Annotated in this window: 15 protein-coding genes and 1 pseudogene; all 16 read right to left on the reverse strand. The window is 57.5% G+C overall.

The features are described from left to right. Positions 1 to 46: 46 nt before the first annotated feature. Positions 47 to 1,390 carry an aminotransferase class III-fold pyridoxal phosphate-dependent enzyme gene (locus JJE66_RS07000; protein ID WP_311979830.1) on the reverse strand — a complete coding sequence of 448 codons (1,344 nt, stop codon included), beginning with the start codon at positions 1,388 to 1,390 and terminating at the stop codon, positions 47 to 49. Positions 1,391 to 1,563: 173 nt separating this feature from the next. Further along, complete coding sequence (locus tag JJE66_RS07005) at positions 1,564 to 2,535, reverse strand: MurR/RpiR family transcriptional regulator (protein WP_200513390.1); 972 nt, start codon at positions 2,533 to 2,535, stop codon at positions 1,564 to 1,566. A gap of 191 nt (positions 2,536 to 2,726) precedes the next feature. Beyond that, a complete protein-coding gene (locus JJE66_RS07010; protein WP_246756111.1) occupies positions 2,727 to 3,662 on the reverse strand; it encodes a fumarylacetoacetate hydrolase family protein in 936 nt (311 codons plus the stop codon). Continuing rightward, entirely contained in the window at positions 3,649 to 5,103 is a 1,455-nt protein-coding gene (locus JJE66_RS07015; protein WP_200513392.1) for an FAD-binding oxidoreductase, read from the reverse strand. Before JJE66_RS07015 ends, JJE66_RS07010 begins: the two co-directional genes overlap by 14 nt. 86 nt (positions 5,104 to 5,189) lie before the next feature. Then, a pseudogene (locus JJE66_RS07020) lies at positions 5,190 to 5,451 on the reverse strand (DUF2274 domain-containing protein); the annotation flags it as partial. A gap of 230 nt (positions 5,452 to 5,681) precedes the next feature. Then, the gene (locus JJE66_RS07025; RefSeq protein WP_200513394.1) at positions 5,682 to 7,289 is read right to left on the reverse strand and encodes a GMC family oxidoreductase; all 1,608 of its coding nucleotides are present in this window, start codon (positions 7,287 to 7,289) and stop codon (positions 5,682 to 5,684) included. A 17-nt stretch (positions 7,290 to 7,306) separates the two neighbouring features. After that, positions 7,307 to 8,371, reverse strand: a complete 1,065-nt coding sequence (locus JJE66_RS07030) for an amidohydrolase family protein (protein ID WP_409362796.1) — start codon at positions 8,369 to 8,371, stop codon at positions 7,307 to 7,309. A gap of 271 nt (positions 8,372 to 8,642) precedes the next feature. After that, a complete protein-coding gene (locus tag JJE66_RS07035) occupies positions 8,643 to 10,391 on the reverse strand; it encodes a thiamine pyrophosphate-binding protein (protein ID WP_200513396.1) in 1,749 nt (582 codons plus the stop codon). A gap of 164 nt (positions 10,392 to 10,555) precedes the next feature. Beyond that, positions 10,556 to 12,169: a GMC family oxidoreductase gene (locus tag JJE66_RS07040; RefSeq protein WP_200513398.1), complete on the reverse strand. Its 1,614-nt coding sequence runs from the start codon at positions 12,167 to 12,169 to the stop codon at positions 10,556 to 10,558. A gap of 1,109 nt (positions 12,170 to 13,278) precedes the next feature. Beyond that, positions 13,279 to 13,650 (reverse strand): ATP-binding cassette domain-containing protein, encoded by a 372-nt coding sequence (locus JJE66_RS38840; protein WP_200513400.1) that lies wholly within the window; start codon positions 13,648 to 13,650, stop codon positions 13,279 to 13,281. A 186-nt stretch (positions 13,651 to 13,836) separates the two neighbouring features. After that, entirely contained in the window at positions 13,837 to 14,079 is a 243-nt protein-coding gene (locus tag JJE66_RS07050) for an ATP-binding cassette domain-containing protein (RefSeq protein ID WP_200513405.1), read from the reverse strand. A 21-nt stretch (positions 14,080 to 14,100) separates the two neighbouring features. Then, positions 14,101 to 15,180 (reverse strand): TMAO reductase system periplasmic protein TorT, encoded by a 1,080-nt coding sequence (gene torT / locus JJE66_RS07055; RefSeq protein WP_200513406.1) that lies wholly within the window; start codon positions 15,178 to 15,180, stop codon positions 14,101 to 14,103. A gap of 316 nt (positions 15,181 to 15,496) precedes the next feature. Next, positions 15,497 to 16,759, reverse strand: a complete 1,263-nt coding sequence (locus tag JJE66_RS07060) for a dihydrolipoamide acetyltransferase family protein (RefSeq protein WP_200513407.1) — start codon at positions 16,757 to 16,759, stop codon at positions 15,497 to 15,499. An 80-nt stretch (positions 16,760 to 16,839) separates the two neighbouring features. Continuing rightward, positions 16,840 to 19,014 (reverse strand): thiamine pyrophosphate-dependent enzyme, encoded by a 2,175-nt coding sequence (locus tag JJE66_RS07065; protein WP_200513408.1) that lies wholly within the window; start codon positions 19,012 to 19,014, stop codon positions 16,840 to 16,842. A gap of 130 nt (positions 19,015 to 19,144) precedes the next feature. Further along, positions 19,145 to 20,749, reverse strand: coding sequence for a GMC family oxidoreductase (locus tag JJE66_RS07070; protein ID WP_200513409.1), 1,605 nt, complete (start codon positions 20,747 to 20,749; stop codon positions 19,145 to 19,147). A 358-nt stretch (positions 20,750 to 21,107) separates the two neighbouring features. Next, entirely contained in the window at positions 21,108 to 22,130 is a 1,023-nt protein-coding gene (locus tag JJE66_RS07075) for a Gfo/Idh/MocA family protein (protein ID WP_200513410.1), read from the reverse strand. Positions 22,131 to 22,216 lie beyond the last annotated feature (86 nt).

Consider the following 22,216-nt stretch of genomic DNA (forward strand, 5'->3'; position numbering starts at 1 on the left):
TTCTATCCTGGCGGTCGAACTGCTGCATTGTCGGCGCGGCCGCTGATCAGCCGACAGCGACGCGTTCATGCCCCGCCACTTCCCTGGCAACGACGGCCACTAGCTTGTCCGCGATCAAGGAGACCTCAGCCTCAGTCATTGGAGTCGATAGTGCGCCTGAGCAGTTTGGCGTGAGCAAGATACCCTCATCCAGCATCGCAAACTGTATCCGCCGGATGAGCTGAGCCTTCTCCGGGCTGGCATACGCCGTCCGGTAGCCGGTGATATGGGCGCTCCCCAAATGAAGCCTGAACAGCGATCCCATTCCCGTAAAGCTTGCTTCAACCCCGGCCGCAGAGAAGCCGTCTCTGACCTTATTGCGCAGCCGATCGCCCAGTCCGTTCAGCCGTTCAATCGCTGACTGCGAGTAGTGCGCAAGAGACGCGAGCCCCGCCGCCATGCTCAGCGGATTGCCACTGAATGTCCCACCCATCGAGACTTTCGGTTTGCCCTCGGCATGATTGAAGATCGACATCAGATCTGCCGAGCCGGAGACGGCTCCGATGGGCAAGCCGCCGCCAATGATCTTTGCGGTTGCGATCAGATCCGGCTCGAGGCCGAAAGATCGCGATGCTCCATCAAACGAAAGACGAAAGCTGATGACCTCGTCTGCGATCAGCAAAATCCCATCACGCTGGCACGCCTCGCGCAGAACAGCCGTCGTCTCTCTCGACATTGGCACCGTTCCCGCCCGAGAGGCGAGAGGATCGACAACGATTGCAGCTAGAGATCGCCCCTCGCGGCGAAGAATGTCAGCGCAACGTTGAGCATCGTCATACGGCAACACGACTGTTTCGCGCAGTACCGACTCGGGCGCCCCCGCATTGCACCGCACCGAGGCGGGATCGCCATTCTCATCATTCCAATTGACAGGCGCGGGATCGAGACTGACTTCCATCCAATCGTAGGCACCGTGATAGCAACCTTCGAATTTCGCAATCCTCTCCCTTCCGGTGATGGCGCGAGCCCCCTTCACCGCAGAGAGCACCGCCTCTGTTCCAGAATTGCAGAAACGCGTCTGCTCCATCCTTGGATTGCGAGCAGCCAGCGCCTCGGCAAGCAAAATCTCGCTTTCGGTTGGCAGCCCGAATGCCGTACCGCCGGCCATCGCACTGTGCACCGCCTCAAGGATCGGAGGAAACGCATGACCATGAATGAGCGAAAAGAAGTTGTTGGCACAATCGAGTATGCGCCGACCGTCGATGTCAATGACCCAACACCGCTCACCCCGCGCAGCATAGGGAGGGTGGGGCTTGAACCATTGAGCGGCGCGCATCGATCCGCCCGGCACGACTTTGGCTTCGCGTAGATAGGCGGCCTCAGACCGCGATTTTGCTAGCGGCGCGCTCACCCCTGCGCCAGCTCCCCGACCTGGACCCGTCATTCGCACTCTCCGGAAAATCAGATAGGCCAATGAACAACATGATCCACACTTCTGTCAAGTGGATCATTTGATCCAACGGCACAAAATGTGACCCGCTGCCGCGCGCAAGCTTCGAGCGGCGAACTCGTCCGCGGGCCTGGCTAACGCTTTTTTCGCTTATCTTTTGCTGGGCGCTTTCGCGAAGCCGCGACGGCGGGGCGCCGGCGTTTGATAAGTTTTCCCGAGAGGAGATATTCGCCAGATCCGTGCAGGAACCGCTCGTTTTCGCGAATCCTGGTTTGTGCAGGCTCGCCAAGACGTCCGATCGCCAAGGCTGCGAGAAGATTGGCTATGGCAATCGCCCCGAGGGGCGACTCTGGAAATGCCTGGCCGGACGTTTGCGCGACAAAATGCAGACCCGCAAGCTCACTCACAGGCGCAGCGAAACTATCGGTGATCGAGATTATCTGCCCTCCCGATTGGGCCGCCTTCTCAGCGAGTCGATGAACGACCCGATTGAAGGGTGCAAAAGTTACCGCCACAAACGCATCGCCGGGCAAGAGGTCCTCGAGAAGACTTTCGGGTGCTCCTCCCGGGCTGTCTAAGAGAATAACGTTTGGCCGCGCCTTTCGTAAGGCATATGCCAATGTATAAGCTGGTGTGAATGTAGTCCTTCTGCCACAAACAAATACTTTTGGCGCATGCGCCAGAAGATCGACTGCCTCGGTCACCTTTTCCTCGGACAGATGCGCACGAGCCCGCCTTACAACATCGAGCTCCGCTGCGAAAAACGATTCGATGATGTCATCCAATCGGGCGCCTTCGCCCATTTTGTGGATTAGTGCTCTTGCGGTTTGTTCGTTGCGAGTGGTCGACAGGCGATCCCTCTGCTGACGATCGCGCATCGTGTCGATGAAGCGCTGCCGCAGTTCGCCGTAGCCGGGCAATCCCATGCGCTGGGCCAGCCGGACAAGGCTCACGGGGGGGACGTTTGCACGTCGAGCGATTTCCCGCATCGAGTGGAAAGCCGCTTCGTCCGGATTGTTGATAAGATAATGAGCCGCCTCGACGGCCTGCCCGGACAAATCGACGCAAATTTCCTTGATTTCCTCAACCAGCTCCACTGATCCCACGCAGCATCTCCTATCATGCCAGTCCGGCTGACCGGCAGATATATTCTAGCGACGCCTTGGGTATATAGCCATCCGTCTCTTGGCCATACCGGCGGATGCGCGGGGCCACTCTTCAGCGGAAGAGCAGCAGCGACGGCGACAGTTCGGCTGTGAAACGCAATAGTCCCGTAGCCTTGATGTCTATATCGGTCTCATTGAAGCGAGATGTCCGAATCGCCAAAAAGATCAACCCGCTTGAGCCGGTTTCGCAGTTCGCCCAGACCTGTCGCGCGTACGATAACCTCGTCCCCCTCAGCCAACAGGACGGGCGGAGTACGGGCAAAACCAACGCCGCTTGGCGTGCCGGTCAGCAGTATGTCACCGGGCCTCAATGTCATCCCAAATGAGAGCTCCGCAATCAGCCTCTCCACAGAAAACGCCATCTGGGAGACCAGAGCATCCTGGAGAACTTCTCCATTCAATAGGCATTGAAGCCTGACTGTACTGAGGTCGACTTCGTCAGGGGTTACAAGGTATGGACCGATCGGCATCGTCCCATCGATGCTCTTACCCTTGAGCCACTGGCCGCCGTGCCGGCGCTGCAAGTCCCGCTGCGAAACATCATTTGCCAGACAATAGCCGAAGATGTGGGCCGCGGCTTCGTGCTCGGGGATGCTGCGGCCGGCCTTTCCGATGACCACGGCCAATTCTGCCTCGTAGTCCCATTTGGTCGAGATTCTCGAGTCGAATGCGATGGGATCGCGTGGCCCGATAACGGTATCGGGCCCCTTCGTAAAGAAAGTCGGCGCCTTCGGTAGCTCCTTGACATCTTGACTGGCGCGCTTCTCTTTGCCTTCGTTAAAGTGGTCGAGATAGTTCCATCCCGTGCAAAGGATGTCACGGCGAAAGCGCCGGATGGGCGGGAGAAGCGCCATATCTGCAAGCGCCACGTGCTCAGCTTCCTCCCCGCCGACCAGTCGCTTTACTTCGGCCAGCGCTTCGGCCCCACCCTCTATGATTGGCAAAAGATCGCTAAATTCCGTCGGGAGCAGGATCGCTGTTTCGCCCGAAACGACTCCCACGCGGGGCATATCGCGATAGACTGCAGACACAAGTTTCATTTCTTTGATCTCTTCAAAGAGCGTCAATACGATGGGTGGCCAGCACCTTGCCGGGATTCATGATGTTACCTGGATCGAAAGCTCTCTTGATCCGAGCCATCATTTCAAGATCGACATTGCTTTTGAAGCGCTCGAGTTCCTCGATGTGCATCAGTCCAACGCCGTGCTCGGCGCTGATGCTGCCCTCGAGGTCAACACTTGCTTCATGAACAATGAAGTTGGCGCGCGCAGCCGCCTTTTCTCGCTTTTCGTCCGTGTCATAGACACTTCTATCGAAGACTATAATGACGTGAATATTCCCGTCCCCCACATGACCTGCATAGTACACGTCGGCGGCTTCGAACTCCTGCTTGAGCCTCTCATCCACCTGTTCGATAAAGAGCGCTATCTTGGAAATGGGAACGGACGTGTCGTTGGCAACTGAGAATCCCTTTCGCATGTTCGCTTCAGAGATTGTATGCCTCAGTTTCCATAGTCGCTCGGCCTTCTTGGAATCCGAGGCAATTACTGCGTCATGGACCAAATCGCGCTCGACCGCCCCCGCTAGAATTTGCTCAAATATCTCGTTCGGATCCCAATTGGTGCTGCTGTCCGCAAGCTCAATCATGACATACCATGGAGAGGAAAGAGGCATGGGGGACGGCTCTCCGTGATGCGCGAGAACGTTCTCGAGCTGTCCCTTGGAGATGATTTCGAACGCCTCGACTTTGCCTCCTGCGCTTTCCGCAAAGATCCTCAGAAGGTCGACAGCCGCCTGTATGTTTGGCAGTGACACCATCGCCGTTCCGCTATTCGTTGGCTGCGGAAAGAGCTTAAGCGCTGCGGCAGTCACGATCCCCAACGTTCCCTCTGATCCGATAAAGAGCTGCTTGAGATCGTACCCTGAATTGTCCTTCCTCAGGACCTTCAGGCCATTCCAGATCTTGCCGTCCGGCAGGACGACTTCCAAGCCCAACACGAGGTCGCGCATGTTTCCATAGCGCAAGACATTTACGCCACCAGCGTTGGTAGAAACCAGGCCGCCAACTTGGCAACTCCCCACACTGCCAAGCAGCATTGGAAACAGCTTGCCGGCCCGCTCTACGACCTCTCGCAGAGTCGCCAGAATGCAGCCGGCTTCGACAATGACCGAATTGTTCAGACCATCTACTTCTCTCACCCGGTTCATTTTTGAAACGTTGAGGATCATGGAAGGACGATCGTTGATGGGGATAGCACCTCCGGTCATTCCGGTATTTCCCGCCTGCGGCACTATTGCTATCCCGAGCCTGGAACACAGCTTGACCAGTTCCGAAACCTGCTCCACGCTCGTGGGCAACACTACGGCCAACGCCTCGCCCTTGTAACGACGCCGCCAATCCATCAGGTAACCAGCCGTCTCGGCAGGCGACGACAGAATCCCCTTAACTCCAGTAATCTCAGTTGCGGCCGAAATCAGCCGTTGACGCAGCTCGTTTACGTCGGACATGGCCTAAGCATTCTCCAGTCTCTCGCGGCATGAAATGTTGAACCATTTGGTTCATCCCATTGTCAATAGCTTCATTCGTTCCAACCCTACTTTGCCGTCAGTTGCGAGGCTGATGCAGGGCCGGACTGAGCTGCATTTTGCCGTGCCTTGGCGAAGGTGCGGTCGGCCACCATGAAGCGCTCGCTCATCGGCGCGATCAATTCGGCAGGCTCGGTCGGCGTCGTCGCACCTCCGCTACGCGTCACAATCTCGGCGTAGCTCTTGGGATCCCTGAAGACCGCCGCCCGGCAGTTCGATCGTGAGCTTGACCGGCTTCTCGTCTTGGAGCCGCCCAAGCTTGAGCTTCGTCGTGGTGTGCCTCCCTTACCGTACGGCGACAGCACCAAATCCCACATGACGATGCCGGTACCTACATCACCGAACACTCGAGGCGATCATCGACGGCCATTTCCCATAGCAGGATCGAAGACCTCATGCCGTGGCGATTCCGCAAGACTTCAAGCCAGCCTCAATGACTTCAAGCCAGCCTCAATAGGGTCCCGGCTAAGCGCTTACAGTTAATGTTGAGCGAGGACTGCTTAATTGTCGGCCAAAATCATGTCCGACGCCTTTTCCGCGATCATGATCGTCGGCGCGTTGGTGTGGCCACGCACGTTTGATGGCATGATCGACGCATCCACCACACGCAACCCCACAATACCCCGCACCTTTAATCGGGAATCAACCACCGCATCGTTCCCAACCCCCATGGCGCAGCTCCCAACGGGATGCAGGCAGGCCGCGCCACGGCTCCTTATCTCCTCCAGTAGCTGCTCATCCGTCGCGATAGACGGGCCGGGTAGAACTTCCTCAACGACGAGATCTTTCAAGGCAACTTGACCAGCAATTTTGCGTGCAGTCCGAATTCCGGTTATCATCGCCTGGTTGTCGTAAGCGCTACGCAGGAAGTTGAACCGGATTTCCGGCTGAACGATCGGGTTGCGGCTTTTGAGTCGAACCGTCCCACGACCTTCTGGGCGCAGGTGCTGAACGCCCACGCCGAAGGTCGGAAATGGATGAGGGATTAGCTTTTTAGCGGTCCGTCCCATTGTGCTGTACGCTCTCATGATCATTTCGAGATCTGGACGATCCAGCCTTGGATCGCTGCGGAAAAATACGCCGACATGGATTCCGGTTTGAGCCAATGGTCCACTACTATGGAGGATATATTTCAGTCCTGCCGCAAGTTGATGGGGCAAACTCCCGCGGAGGTGGTTCATAGACAGTCTTCGATTGATCCGCCAAGCGCATGGAATGCCGAAGTGCTCTTGCAAATTGGAGCCGACGCCCGGGAGTTCATGAAGGACAGGAATCCCCATATCCTGGAGGTGCTGTCCTGGACCAACGCCCGATAGCAACAGAAGATGCGGCGAACCGAAGGCACCGCCGGAGATTATGATCTCGCGGTTGGCATATGCTCTGGAGATTTCGTTTCTAGATCGAAATTCGACTCCAACTGGTTTGTGATTTTCGATGACAACTCGTGTCGCGTGAGCTTTCGTCAAAATCGTGAGATTTCTTCTGCCCCGAGCGGGCTCCAAGTATGCGGTAGCAGTACTCCACCGACGCCCTGCTTTCAGCGTCGCCTGAAAGTAGCCCGCACCGTCCTGCTGAACACCATTAAAATCGGGGTTATATGGGATGCCCGCCTGGACACACGCTTCGAGCAGCAACTCGGCAAGCGCTTGGTTGGGCTGGTTCGAGACATGCAACGGTCCACCGACGCCATGGAATTCATCCGCGCCGCGTTCGTTGTCCTCGGCCCTGCGGAAATAGGGTAGGACGGATTTGTAGTCCCAGCCTTCACAGCCCAACTGGGCCCAATCATCGAAATCGGCCCGGTTGCCCCTTATGTAGAGCATACCGTTGATAGAACTTGTGCCGCCGAGGACCTTGCCTCGCGGCTGAAACATGGGCCGATTGTTTAAGTTCGGCTCGGGCTTGCTTTCGGAGAGCCAGTTTACACGCGGGTCGGTAAAGGTCTTCGCATAGCCGACAGGAATATGAATCCATGGGCTGTTGTCCTTGCCTCCCGCTTCAACGAGTAAAACGGAATGCTTCCCGGATTCAGATAACCGAGACGCTACAACGCAGCCGGCGGAGCCTGCGCCAATGACAATGAAGTCGTATCTATCGGAGCAGCGCATCGTGATGTAACTTTCGGTCAGGTTCGACGTTCTGGAAGATGAAGTTTGTAAAAGGAGGCGGCCGTTCCGGCGAACAGCGCGTTCGTTTCGTCGTCGGAATATTGAGCGGCAATCCGTTTGAAGGCGTTAAATAGCACTTGATAGCTGCACTGGTCGTTGTCTGGTGGGAAATTGCTCTCGAACATGCATCGGTCGGGACCGAATGCATCGATGCAAGTTTCGATGAATGGCCTCCAGGCGGCCGCAAGTTGCTCGGAGGAAGGTGGTTTGGGCTGCTGATGGAAATTGCTGCCAAACAGCCGCATTGCGAGGCCGCCAAGCTTCACTACAACATTTGAACATTTGCTAAGATCTTGGATCGCTGCTTTCCAGACAGCGAATGTCTCTGCGCTCAATGCGGCATAGCTACCGACGCCGATCGGCCCACCGCAATGGTCAAGCACGATTTTCGTATTAGGAAATGCACGGGCAAGGTCGGCCAGTTCGCCGATTTGTGGATGGAATAGCCAAGCATCGAAGCTAAGATCAAGTGGGGCGAGCTGCGCAAACCCCGTCCGGAAGACCGGATCAAGCAACAATCCTTTGGACCTGTTCACATAGATTCCGGGGACATTTAGATCGTCGTCCCAATTGGTCGAATGACGAATGCCTCGGAAGCGGCCGTTGCCGGCAGCAATCTCAGCCTCCAGCACCGATACGGCCCTCTCGCCGAGCAATAGGTTAACGTGGCCAACGATGCCAGCGCATATCAGCGCGGGGCCATAATTGCCACTAGCACTCATCGCCGCAATGCCGTTCGCAAACTCAACCTCGCCCACCGGACGATACTCTTCGGGTCCAGATGCGCGGTACATCGAGCTACACTCGACGTAAACTGTTCCGACAACATTGTGCCCGCTCGCAATATCTGCGCATATTTCCTCTATGAGATACCTGCTCGCTCGGTGGCTCCAAAGATGATGATGAGGATCAACAATCGGTCGGTTTGGATCAATGATCTCCTCGCTGCGCAGCGAGAGCCACTCTTGGCGCGGATGATCAAACAAAATGGTCTTTGACGTGAGCTTGCCAACCGTGGCCACGCTTATTTGACTCCCATTCTGAACTGTCCTCACATTCTCAATGCGAGATTGACTAACTGGGTCGGCTTAGAGCCTGCGGCACCGGATCACGGCGTCGCACGCCCTGGAGCCCAAGGCGACAAGGGCACGTGACCTATAGGTAGGTCGCGAGAACCACGATTACCGCACTCAGTACTAGCCTGCGTACAAGCGCCTTTTTGAAGCTCGGCATCAGTTTCGGCCGCCGCCTTGAGCTAACAATCATTCACGCAACGTGGCATCTTCGGTGTTCCTATTGATATTCGCCGCTTGCTTTCTTCCGTCTCATCAACGGCGACGTGACCGCCTCATAAGTCAAATTCTCAAGACCGATCGCGACATCGATCACAGTCGGCCTTCCACAAACTAGCGCTTCCTGCAAAGCCTCTCCGATTTTGTCCGGATTCTCCACACGGATACCGTGACAGCCCATGGACCGTGCAATTGCTGCAAAATCGAAGTCGCTAAATTTCGTGAATGCCCCTCGACCATGCAGCACCCATCCCAAAGCACTGTTGTTGAACACGACAGTAATGATTGGGATATCTTGCTCAATGGCGGTCATGAGACCATTCATGGTCATCGCAAACCCGCCGTCGCCTGCGACCGCCACCACCACCTTATCAGGATGGACGAGCTTGGCAGCCAGGGCGGCCGGAACCGCGAAACCCATCGGTCCGGCGCCGGCAGCCATAAGAATCCCGCCAGCCTGCTTTATTTGATAGAGGTTGGTCATAAATATCCGGTTCTCGCCCGCGTCGCAGGTAACGATGGATTCCGCTGGCAAGTGCTTCATCATCTCGCCAATGACACGCTGAGCATGGATAGGTTTGTCTTCTGATTGGTAGGCGGCCTGGTTGAAATATCCGTGCTCTTTACGGAACCGTTCGACCCGCTTGGCTCCCTCATTGTTCTGACTGTCTGTTCGGACAGCACGGAGGGCGGTCTTCATGTCGTCCATGATGATCGCGGCGTCGCCGATCAGCTGGTAATCGACAGGGAAGGTCCAAGCTGCGTTTTTTGTTTCGATATCGATCTGTGCAAACGTTTGACGTTCGGGATCGAGGAGGTCGGGGTGCTCCCTACAGGTGTCGCTTGCGCCGAGTTTGGAGCCAATAACCACGACAAAGTCAGAGTCGGCTACGCAGGCGTTTGCGGCTGCAGTGCCAAACGGTCCAAACACGCCGAGCGAAAGGGCGTGGGTTTCGGGGAAGCATCCCTTTCCTGATGCCGTGGTGACCAGGGGAACATTCAGCGCCTCCACGAGCGTCTGAAGCTGCGAATAACCATTGGCTATGCGCACACCATTGCCCGCGATGATCACCGGCTTCTTGGCGGCGCGGATGGCGGCGACGACCTGGCCCACAGCTTCGATGCTTGCTCCCTGCGGTCTTGGAGGCAAATACCGGGACGTAGGATAGATCCGAGGCATCGAATCGGGACTGATTGTGCCGATGAGCGCATTCTGCCCGAAAAGTACTGCGACCGGACCTTTCTGACCAGCCATGGCATGCTTGATCGCGAGTTGAACGGCCTGAACGGCTGGAACAGGGTCAAAAGCACTGAATACTTCCTTTGAGACGCTCTTGAAACCGTTGCGGACATCCCAACCGCCATAATCGCCGCTACCGGATTGATAGGGGGCGTGCATGTTGAACTGCGTTAGATCCGAGAAGTCGCTGAGCAACAGCATGGGGGTACTGGACAGATATCCCTCCAGAATACCAATCATTCCGTTGCCCAGTACCCATGGCCCTTGTCCAATCATCACACCAGGCAACCTCTTGAGTCGTCCGTAGACTTCGGCCATGACACCTGCGAGGGACTCTTCGCGTACCAAGATAGTTCGTATGCGGTTCTGTTGCCCCTGAAGCGCGTTGAATAGCGGCCCCGTATGGCCGCCCGACATGCCGAATACCATGTCGATCCCCGCGTCACTCAATGCTTGCGCAATCACTTCAGCGGCGACCGATTCCGTTTTGAGCATGCGAGCCACAGTCATTGTGATTTCCCCGATCAATAGATGTTCTGTTAGAGTTATTTTCCGAGGCCCATATCAATCAGGCAGCTGCTTGACTAAGGCGCGATCCTATACGAGTGCTCGGTTCAATCCTTCGGCGGGCGTGGCCCCCTCGAACGGAAAACCGTAGACCACACTTCAGCTCCTCACGGTCCGAGCGGCCCGAGTTGCTTGGCATCTTCCTTGATCATGCTGGCCCCCTTCTCAGCTATCATAGTCGTGGGCGCATAAGTGTTACCTGAGGGGACAGTTGGCATAATCGACGCATCGATCACCCGCAGGCCTACAATCCCGTGCACGCGCAGTCGATCATCGACCACGGCCAGCGGGTCATGACCCATTCTGCAAGTCCCGGTATGATGGCCATACCCCCTGCCGGTTCGACGTGCATAGTCGAGCAATTCATCGTAGTTCTGAATTTTGTCGCCGGGTCTCATCTCAAAAGCGAGGTATTTCGCGATCGCAGGATGGTTCATTATCTTGCGCGCGATCTGCATGCTTGCCACGGCGCAATTGCGGTCGGTTTCAGCCGAGAGAAAATTCGGCCGGATCGCAGGCTCGCTGCCGGGTACCGGAGATTTGATATGGATCGTGCCCCGTGAAAGCGGCCGGCACTGGCTGGTCGCCACCGTCATACCAGGCTCTCTCTCCAGGCGCCCGAGCTGTGCCGGATCGTAGCTCCCTGGCCCTATGGCGAACTGCGCGTCAGGCGTTTTTACGCTGGGTGAAGTACGTACAAAGCCGAACACAGGGGCTGCGGCCCGTGTGAGCACTCCGGTGCCACTGACATAATATCGCACGACTTCCCGCAGAAGGTTGAAGCCCCGGGCCAGCTCATTAAACGTTATCGGCTGGTTGACGCGCCAAGCCATATTCTGAGCGTAATGAGTACCGTAGCTTTCACCGACACCTGCCAGCTCGTGATGCACCGCGATACCGTGCCTCGTGAGAAGTTCTGGCTGGCCTATGCCGGACCGTTCCAGCATGCCCGGCGATTGGAGTGCGCCGCACGAGATGATTACTTCGCCGCGGCATCGCGCCTCGCGCATTTCGTTGTTCAAGGTATAGGCGACGCCAGCCGCCCGTTTCCCCTCAAGCAGGACGCGACCTACCAGCGCCTCGGTCTCAATATGCAGATTTGGCCGGCTCCGCGCGGGATCCAAGAAAGCTCGGGCTGCCGACCAACGGCGACGACCCTTGATGGTCGCTTGGTAGTAGCCAAACCCTTCCTGATTCCCATCGTTATAATCGCCATTGCGCGTGAAGCCAGAGGCCTCGGCAGCGTGAATGAAGGCGTCCCCGAGGGGGTGAGGCTTCTGATCAGATATATTGAGAAGACCGCCTTTGCCGCGAGCTTCGCCATCCCGGCCCTCATAGTGCTCAACTTTTTTGAAGTAAGGCAGTACGTCCTCGTACGACCATCCGCGATTGCCAAGTCGACCCCAAGTATCATAATCGAATGGCTGACCGCGCACGTAGAGCATTCCGTTGATGGAACTCGTGCCGCCCAACCCGCGACCGCTTGAACATGGAAGACACCGCCCGGCCGCACCTTCATCCGCTTCCATCTGGAAGCTCCAATCGAACTCCCTGTGGTTCCGGAGCTTGGTGAAGCCTGCAGGAATATCGATCCACACTGATTTGTCGCGCGGTCCAGCCTCGAGCAGCAAGACCTTCAACTTCGCATCATCGCTCAGGCGATTAGCAAGCACACAGCCTGCCGCGCCGGCACCAACGATGATGTAATCCCATACGGGCATAGACTTCCCTGCTCCTTCACACGACCGGCAGAGTGCCCGCGCCACTTGTGATTTCAGCGCATGTGATGCCCGCAATTTATCCAATGGATCAGGAACAGTCAATCCCGCTACAAGGATTCCGGATCATTTGGTTCCTTGTCGACCTATACTGGATTGGAGTTGCGTCTGATCCTACGGCAACCCAAGTTCAGCTGTGCATCGGGCACCAGCTGTTTAGTTCTTTGTTGAAAGACATCTGAGAGATGGAATGATTTCGTGCCCTGTGTCGCAGTCCTTCGATTGCATGCCCGCTCCGATTGCGAACAGCAGTACTGACCTCGCCACAAGGATGTCCGCCTGTTCTCGATCGGCAACCTAGGGCCACTAGAGGCTCGATGCCCCGAGAAACGCCTCCCCGCCGCATTTTAGACCGGTAGCACTTTAGCGATCGCGCGAATCGTCTCTCCGGCGTACTGAACCGAACGGACGCCAGCATGCGGTGGACGCGGACCAGGGCGAAGCCGTACGGAAGGTCAGGGCCTGCTGTTCGGGTGCTCGCTCCAGTCGGGTAAGGGGGCGCGCTGGCGCAAGTAGTCGAACCACGTTGGCAGTGATGGCGCTCGGCACCTGTCTGATCGTAATCGCCGACGCCAGGATCTCTTGCCCGCGACTACCAAGCGCACGGCTTCTAATTTGGTACGGCCATAGGCTAAACTTACGACGAAGTCCTTCCAAACGACGCGTCCTTCGACGTGAACGAGACGCCGATTCTGCAAGAACGCCGCAGCTCTCGCCTTCCGGAGGCACTGCTGCTTCATTTGCACTGAGCAGCGCATCCAACGATCCCCTTAGCGTAAATCCTCTCCGTAGACTCATCAGTCAAATCGCTCTAGTCAAAGTTAGCCTTGTTGCTGCCATCCCAGATGCTCGACACCGTTCTTTCCGCTCCAAAACACAGGACGTCGCCTCAGGAGTCATCGGAGCAGAAAGCAATAGGGCGAAGCGCGGAAGCGGGGAGCCAGAGCCGTGTTCGATGGGCAGCGGGGCGGCTACAAAGAGGCAGCGGCGGGAGACGAGCTCCAGGTTGGCCACGCATTCGAGGATCAGGATGCCGTTTGGGAGCCAGTGCTTCATATGCCCCGGCAGGACGTCAGTCGAAACACCGTCCACCAACGCCGCTTCTCATTCCGTTTGAGAGAACAATGATGAATATAGAACCAAGGAGGGCCGTGCCGACGCTGCCACCCGAAAAGCTCCCGCCGCCTACGATGGCTGCGGTTGCGGATTGCAGCGATAGAGCTCCGCCGATGGTTGGTTCGGCCGGCCGCGCTTTGAGCATCGCGGTGATCTAAGAGCCGCCCAGACTCCCGCTCGGTGTGCGATGCAGTCGGCTTATCGAGGATCAGGATCCTCGGATCGCTGAGCAGCGTTTTCGCGATCTCAACCATCTGTTGATGAGCGCGTGACAGCGCGCCGACCAAGCGGGTCAAGATCGAGATCAAAGCGCAGTTCCTCGATGAATCGGCACCCGCTTTCGCGTGGCCGCAAGATCCAGACTTCCGTTGCGCTTGACCTCACGACCGAGAAAGACGTTCTCGACGACCGTGAGATTTGGCGCTAGCGAGAAGCCTTGGAAAACAGCGCTGCTTCCCGCGCCGCGCGCCTGATGCGGAGTCAGCCGGCGCACATCACGCCCCTTCGAACAGATAAGTGCCCTCGCCCGGGGAAAACGTGCAAGCAATGATGTTTGTCAACGTCGACTTGCCTGCGCCGTTTTCGTCGAAGAGCACATCCACCTCGCCTGTTCGAAAGTCGAAGTCCACTTCGCGCAGTGCGGTGACACCCTCGAAACATTTGGTGACGCCCCGGATGATCAAAGCCGGGTCGGCTTCCTTTACCTGCTGAGGCGGCGCGACTAACGCTTCCGACACCTGATCCCCCGACGCGGATCGTCACTGCTTGACGTTGTAAACGGGACTCCAGTTGGCCGGGGCCACGAACGTCGATGTATCCAACTTATCTATTGAGCCCTTGTCGACCACCGTCGGAATCGGCTGGGCAAGCCGGATGAAGGGCCGCTTCTCCAGGATGCGCACGGCCTGATCAATAGCCACGCGCCCTTCGATAACGCCGTGCTGAGTCGGGAATGCGATTACGTCGCCTCGCTTAACCGCATCGAGCATCGCCGGACTTTCGTGACTCGCAATGATCTTCACGTCACCGCGGTCACTCGCAGCCAAGGCACCGCTGGCCGCCTCTGCCATCGTCGCAGTCCCCCACATGTAATTCATGGACGGGTAAGTCTGCAGCGCGTCCTGGACCAGCTGGAGCTGCACCGCAACACCAGTGTCTCCAAACTTGGAATCAAGCACCTTCACTTTCGGATTCTTGGCGACGACCTCCTTGAAGACCTGATTCATCGTCTCGGCCCAACCTGAACCTGCTGGACCAGGGAACGTTACCACATTGACTGTTTCTCCCGGCTTGATACTGGCCAGCAAGGCGTTGGCCGACGCTGTAGCCATGGCTTGAAGGTCGATGAAGACACCTGCGCTCAAGTCCGGTGAAATGAATGGGTTCGTGACGGCGACTACTGGAATGCCCTTGGCTTTCGCAGTTAACACCTGCTTGGCCACCCCAACGGGGGAGATTGCCGCAATCACGATCGCATCGATCCCGCTCGCGATACAGTCATCAAACTGCGACAGCTGCTTGGGCAGATTGTCGTAGCCGCCAGCTTCATAGAGATTCATGTTAACGCCAAGCGCCTTTGACTGCTCGGCGATGCCGTAGTCGACCGAAATCCAGCCAGGGTCTTTCATGTGAGGGAAAAGGACGCAGATGTTATAGGGCTTTTCCGCTCTATCAAGCGGCGAGTACTCAATCGCCTTCGGTGCGCCGGAAGAAGCGTCATTCATCGCGAAAGGATACCACTTTGTGCCAGATGCACCGGCCGGCGCAATCTGGGGCACAAGGGGAAGCGCGACGGAGATCAGTAGCAGCCCCCAGAACTTCTTCCTCGAAATCATCATGCTTCCCCCTAATCAAAGAGCGGTCACGCCGCCTTAAACGCAATTTAATATCACAAAAACGTCGCAACACAAGAACAATCAATCCCGACTTTGCGAAATTGGATCATATGTTCCGACTACAGATAATGTTGGGAGGTGCACCCCAGGCAAACCAGTGCGTGGGACTGACTTACGCCGTCGCAAGCCCGGCTCGACCCGAACCCTAGTTGCTACGCGGCCTCTCTCGGCGGCGTTGTTGGACAGGCACACACGTCCGTCCTCAAGGAGCAAATTCGCCCACCGTTTCAGGGAAGGATGAGGCCGGCGTCGTGCACCCTCACACCATCATCATCGTGGGATTTTCAATCAGCCGCTTGAACGCATCCACGAGTTCGGCGCCGAGCGTGCCGTCAATTGCGCGATGGTCACAGGAGAGCGTAACGCTAGCGCGACGTGCGATGTCGATGTCCCTGCCGCGCACCACTGCACGATCCTCGCTGGTACCGACCGCGAGAATGCTCGCATGCGGGGGATTTATGACCGCAGTAAAGTCCTTGATTCCATACATTCCGAGATTTGAGACGGCGGTTGTGCCGCCTTGATACTCTTCCGGCTTCAGCTTGCGGGCGCGAGCGCGAACAGCCAAATTCTTCATTTCATCTGAAATTGCCGATAGCGACTTGATTTCTGCCCGGCGGATAATCGGCGTGACCAATCCGCCGGGGATCGCGACCGCAACACCGACGTCGGAATGCTTATGTTTGACCATCCCGCTATCGGTCCAACTCACGTTGCAGTCTGGAACTCGCTGCAAGGCGAGTGCCATTGCCTTGATGATGAAGTCATTGACGGACAGCTTGTAGAGCGGCGTCCTATCCGCGTCGGTTGGCGCTTGTTTGTTGATCTCTTCGCGAGCGGCGATCAGCTTCCCGATATCGCAATCAACGTTCAGGTAAAAATGCGGGACGTTCTGCACCGATGCAGTGAGCCGCCGTGCGATCGTCCGACGCATGCCATCATGCGGCACGATGTGGTAGCTGCCCGCCTCGAAAAGTGCGAGGATCTGCTGGTCTGACATGGACGACGCGAAAGTCGACGCGCCGGCAGGCGCGGGCGCCTTCAGACCCACCTCGGATCTTGCCGGGTCGATGTCGCGTTTCTGAATGCGCCCGCCCGGACCCGTACCGATTACGGTCGAGAGGTCGATCATGCTCTCCTTGGCGAGGCGCCTGGCCAGAGGGGTCGCAATGACGCGGTTGCTACCGGCCTTTGAGGCTACCGCGGTATCACCAGGAGTGGAGGCAGGTCTTGGGTTCGATGTCGATCGGTCGACGATCTGTTTATCGGATTGAACCACCGCTTCATTCGGCGGAAAAATCCGAGCGACGGTTTCACCGACCCTTATTCTCTCGTCGCATGAATGAGAGAACTTGATCGTGCCGCTGGCGCAAGCTTCGACCTCGACCGCGACCTTGTCGTTCTCCACTTCAAATAAGATCTGGCCTTGTGAAACGGCGGAGCCGTCCTCTACCAACCAGCGAGAAATGGACCCGATATCCGTCTCGAGGCTTACCTTTGGAAATACAATATCGACTGCCATTTGAGCTTCCTCAGCAATTCCTCTCTCAGCACCGGCGCAGCTTTTCAGCGACTGCACATAGATCGGTACCGTCAGGCCAGCTAAGCGTTCGCAATCGAGATTAAAGCATTTCGAAGTTTCTCGGACGAAGCGAGGGCCGCGCGATTGAGCAGGGCGGAGACCACAGGCGCGGCGATGCTGCCTGTAACATGGAGAATCTCGTGATCGAGGTCATTGAACGCGCGCGACTGGATCTCTGCGATCCAATGTCGGCCTAAAGCAAGACCGTTTGTCATCTGCTCCGCGATTAGTACGCGATTGGTCTTGGCGACCGATCCGAGTATGAGCGGCCAGTCCGTGCTCAGTTGTCCCAGACTGCGCAAGTCGATGATTTCGGCATCTATACCCGTGTCCTGCACGACCTTAATCGCCATCGGCACCATCACCGATGTGGCGAGCAGAGTGCAGGTGGAACCCGGGCGAACCACCTTCGCTTTGGCAAGCGGAATGCAATAGTCCCTGTCGGCACGTGGCACGAGTCCTTCTTCTTGATAGAATTCGACGTGCTCGACGATCATTACGGGATCATTCGAGCGCAGGGCGGTGTTGAGCATGCCGATATAGTCGAACGGAGTGGTTGGCGAGAATATGTGCCATCCCGGATACAGATGAAAGAGCGCCGACATGTCACCCGAATGCTGAGAGCCGTAGCCCCCATGTGGCGCCACGCGCACGCGCATGACGATTGGCACTGGGAATCCATCGCCGAACATGTGACGCACTTTTGCAACAGCGTTACAAATCTGATCAGCGGCGACCAGGCAGAAGTCGCCGAACATGATTTCCACGATTGGGCGAAGGCCGCGAAGGGCAGCACCGAGTGCAACGCCGGTGAAACCATTCTCGGCGATTGGCATCGCCAGGACCCGCTCCGGGAACTTTTCCAAAGCCTTGGTTGTAAAGCCGCTTACGCCGCCGCGAAACCGATGAACGTCTTCGCCCATCACAACGATCGTCGGATCGGCTGCCATTGCTGCGCCCAACGCTTCCGCTGCGGCGACCACGAACCGAGACTTTTGCAGTTCATCTGGTCTGTAGTCTTCCAACTCCCTGAACTTTGCACCCTCAAACTCGCTGCCATCACTCAGAATACCCTCATCGACAGATGATGTAGAGGGCCAGTGGTTTTCCGGGATGCGCAGCACGTTGCTACCGGGGCTCTTCTCCGTGAGCTGCTGGACCGCCCGCTGGATGGCGGCGGTCACGCGCTCGTCGAGCAAGGCAAACCCGTCGTCGTCCAGTGCCTTCGTACGGCGAAGGTGATCGCTAGCCACTCGGAGGGGATCGCGACTGCGCCATTGGTCTTCCTCCTCTTTACTACGGTAGCCCAGCTCACTTCCCTTCTTGCTACCGCTTTGATGCAGGAACCGGTAGCACGTCGCCTCAATGACGACCGGCCCACGACCGCTGCGAATTGCCTTTAGCGCGAGATCCATGGCTTCGTGCACGGCGACGACATCCATGCCGTCGCATTCGATGCCCATGAAACCAAGCATCGGTCCGCGCGAAGCTAGCCGGGTCTCGCCCGTCACATCCTCGATATGTGTTGAAACGCCGTAGAGGTTGTTTTCGATAAAAAAGATAACGGGCAGCTTGTAAGCCGCAGCGATGTTCATGGATTCATAAACCGCTCCCTGGAGAGCGGCGCCGTCGCCGAAAAAAGCGACGGACACGCCATCACGATGAAGGACGTGATCAGCAAGGGCATAGCCTACCGCATGAGGCACATTGCCACCAACGATCGCACTGGTCCCGGCGACGCCCGAGCCCGGATCACGCATGTGCATCGACCCGCCGCGACCGGCACAACACCCAGGCTTCAAGCCCATGATTTCAGCCATTAAACGATAAATGGCGTCGTCCATCTCCGGCGTGAAGTCCTGCTTTCGTACATTAAAGCCAGCGGGAATTTGAGCATTGATCAGTTTAGTCAGCACCTGATGGTGCGCGCGATGCGTACCGTTGATCTGGTCATGCGAACCGAGCAGCGACATCGCGCCGACGGCTGTGGCCTCCTGACCGATACTGGCATGAGCGGGGCCATGAACGAGCCCGGCCGATTCCAGTTCGAGGATTTTTTCCTCGAAGCGGCGGACGAGCAACATCTGGCTATACCAACGGACCAAATCATCCTGCGAGAACTTCGCCCAGTCTGCTTCGTCGACTTCGACACGATACCAATCCGCAGACGGGCTGAGTTCTACTTTATGTGCCACGCTTTCTTCTCCTCATAGATGGCGCCAAATGCGGGTCTGACCTTCAAACACTTCCGGGGCTGCTATACCGCGGTGCGCATTGTCCGAAGTCCTTCACAAGCGGCGAAGGAAACGGGTCAGTACACGAGGCTCACGTCCTCCTTGCATCCTCTTTGATCATGTCGGCGCCTTTCTCGGCCACCATGATCGTGGCCGCGTAGGTGTTGCCGGAGGGCACGGTCGGCATAATCGAGGCATCGATCACGCGTAGCCCGGCAAGGCCCCGCACGCGCAGGCGGTCATCGACTACCGCCAAAAGATCATTACCCATCTTGCAGGTCCCGACGATGTGGCAAATTCCAATCCCCGCGCTTCGCGCGTAGTCGAGCCAATCGTCGTAGTTCTGCACCTTGTCCCCGGGGCGGTTCTCGAAGGCGACGTATTTCGCGATCGCAGGATGCCTCATGATCGTGCGGATGATCTGCATGCCACTCACAGTGCAGTCGCGATCGGTCTTTGTCGCGAGGAAGTTTGGCCGGATCGCGGGCTCGGCGCCGGACGCCAGCGACTTGATATGGATGGAGCCACGCGACTCGGGTCGGCACTGGTACAGCGAGACGGCCATGCCAGGTTCTTTCTCGAGTTCGATCCGCGGCCACGGCGCGGCTGACGTGGCGCGCGACATGAATATCTGCGCGTCGGGCGTCGCAAGATCGGGCCGCGTGCGCACGAAACCAAACACCGGGCCCGCGGTGCCCAAGAGCGCGCCGGTGCCGCTCGTGTAATAGCGCGCTATCTCGCGCAGCAGCCTTAGGCCGCGCGTCTGTTCGTTCAGCGTGATCGGCTGGTTGACCCGGTGAGAGGTGCCCACGATGAAGTGGTTGCCGCAGTTCTCGCCCACGCCCTTGAGCTCGTGGCGCACCTCGATGCCGACCTTCTGCAGCACCTCCGGCTGGCCGATGCCGGAGCGCTCCAACACGCCAGGGGACAGCAGCGTGCCGCACGACAGGATCACCTCGCGGCCGCACCGCGCCTCGTGCTTTTCTCCGCGCGCAGTATACATGACGCCAATGGCGCGCTTGTCTTCGAGCAGGATGTGACTCACGAGCGCATCGGTTTCCACGCGCAGGTTGGGCCGGCTGCGCACCGGATCTAGATAGGCACGAACCGCGGACCAGCGCCGGCTTCCTTTGATCAGCACCTGATAATAACCGAAGCCTTCCTGCTGCCCGCTATTGTAGTCCTCGTTACGAGGAAAACCGCTACCAACGGCGGCCTTGAGAAAAGCGTCGCACAGCAGATTACGCCCCGTCGTCTCGCACACGTTCAGGGGTCCGCCCTTGCCTCGCGATGCGTCTCCCTGGCACTCGTAGTGCTCAGATTTTTTGAAATAGGGCAGCACGTCCTCGTAAGACCAGCCGCGATTGCCGAGCGCGGCCCAGCTGTCGTAATCGAGCGGCTGGCCGCGCACATAGAGCATGCCGTTGATCGTGCTGCAGCCGCCCAGCCCACGGCCGCTCGGAGAGGGAGAGCGCCGGCCACCGATGCTTGGGTCGGGCTCCATCTGAAACTTCCAATCGAACTTTTCGTGGTTGAGCAACCTCGTGAAGCCCGCTGGAATGTCGATCCACATCGATTTATCGGGCGGCCCGGCCTCGAGAAGGAGGACCTCAACACTCGGATTTTCGCTCAGACGGCTAGCCAATACGCAACCGGCCGAGCCACCGCCGGCGATGATATAGTCCCACTTGGGCATATTCTGCAGTTCCACCTTCAGACGAGCACGACGGACTGGCGGCGTTCTGGGCCGTGCCCGCGAGGCTGTCTAAACCATCTTAGGCGGCAGGTGCGGAGCAATCAATCCCGCTGACATATATTGGATCATATGGTCCAACAACACTGCTGAACTCGTTGCGCCCAAGCGGCGTAGGATAAGGTAACTCCTGGCGATGAACGCGCGGCACATCGAAATCTGCGATAAGGGGAGACAAAATCGGCTTGAGCACGGGCCGCTTACGCGCTCCCCTCCTAGATGCGCTCTCTTGCGATCGCCTCCGACAGAGGAGGCTAACCATCAGAAGAGCCCGATCCGTCGCGAAATCGCGGACGGCTCCCTAGCATTCGACGGTGACGAAACGGTCCTCTCTTACTGACTGGAAAACCGCGTCGAGCGCGCCGATGCCCCTCACAACATCGTCGAGGGGAATTGGATACTCAGTCTGATCGACGACAGACTTTGCGAAAGCCTCGAGTTCTGCGCGTTCGATATCGACCGCGGCGAACTGTGTCGTTTGCGCATCTTGGCCGACCGCTGCGAAAGTGAGTTGCCGATAACCGCGCATCTCGGCCCAGCCCGCCGTTCCGAACACCTGCAGTCTCCAATTGTGAGCTGTCGCCGGTACTGTGCTGAGATAGCCGGTAGAACCACCTGCGAACTCGATCTGGACGTCCGTGGTATCGTCCATGTCGATCTGGAGAAACTGTCTTCGTGACCTTGCTCTTACGCCAGAGATGGCACCCGCTAGACCAATCATCGCGTCGAGGATGTGGATGCCCATCAACGTCATACCGCCCGCGGGAGTTTGGGAGTGATCCGCCCGCCAATCCTCCGGTGAGAAATGCAGGGCTTGTGGTGCCGAAAAGTTGCCCTCAATATGCAAGACTCGGCCGAGCCGACCGCTATACAGAATCTCTTTCAAGTTCGAGTACGCAGGTAAGAACCTGCGGTTGAACCCGACGGCAAGTTGCCTTTCCGCATCCCGGGCAGCGCCTATTGCTTTCACCGCACCAGCAACATCCAGGGCTAGCGGTTTCTCGACAAAGATGTGCAAACCGGCATCTGCAGCCGCGCAGATCTGATCGACATGCTCACTATGAGGTGACGCGATAACGACGGCATCAACAGACTTGGATTGCAGGAACTCTTGATAACTGTCGAAGAGGTGAAGCTTCTCCTGGAGAGCGAACGTACGGTGCTTGCTTGGTGATCGCGTGTAGCCTGCTGCAAAATGGAAGAGCTGGCTCTTGGGAATTCCATCCTCTTGAATTGCCCGCACAAGCTTCTGGCCCCACTGCCCGAGCCCCACTATGCCTAATTTCATTATTGGTGACTCCTCCAAGGACAGTCGCTCGGTCATTTTGGCCATTCCGAAGCGTCGGTACGAGTACTAGCTCCTGCAGACAAAGCGATGCAGGAGTGTGGCGCGGCACTTTGGCCGCGGGG

This window comes from Bradyrhizobium diazoefficiens, assembly GCF_016612535.1.
Lineage (GTDB): Bacteria > Pseudomonadota > Alphaproteobacteria > Rhizobiales > Xanthobacteraceae > Bradyrhizobium > Bradyrhizobium diazoefficiens_C.

Excerpts from the sequence above, each read along its gene's own strand:
- torT (WP_200513406.1), bottom strand. The coding sequence starts at position 15,180 with ATGATGATTTCGAGGAAGAAGTTCTGGGGGCTGCTACTGATCTCCGTC.
- JJE66_RS07070 (WP_200513409.1), bottom strand. The coding sequence starts at position 20,749 with ATGCCCAAGTGGGACTATATCATCGCCGGCGGTGGCTCGGCCGGTTGC.
- JJE66_RS07035 (WP_200513396.1), bottom strand. The coding sequence starts at position 10,391 with ATGACTGTGGCTCGCATGCTCAAAACGGAATCGGTCGCCGCTGAAGTG.
- JJE66_RS07040 (WP_200513398.1), bottom strand. The coding sequence starts at position 12,169 with ATGCCCGTATGGGATTACATCATCGTTGGTGCCGGCGCGGCAGGCTGT.
- JJE66_RS07060 (WP_200513407.1), bottom strand. The coding sequence starts at position 16,759 with ATGGCAGTCGATATTGTATTTCCAAAGGTAAGCCTCGAGACGGATATC.
- JJE66_RS07075 (WP_200513410.1), bottom strand. The coding sequence starts at position 22,130 with ATGACCGAGCGACTGTCCTTGGAGGAGTCACCAATAATGAAATTAGGC.
- JJE66_RS07015 (WP_200513392.1), bottom strand. The coding sequence starts at position 5,103 with ATGTCCGACGTAAACGAGCTGCGTCAACGGCTGATTTCGGCCGCAACT.
- JJE66_RS07025 (WP_200513394.1), bottom strand. The coding sequence starts at position 7,289 with ATGCGCTGCTCCGATAGATACGACTTCATTGTCATTGGCGCAGGCTCC.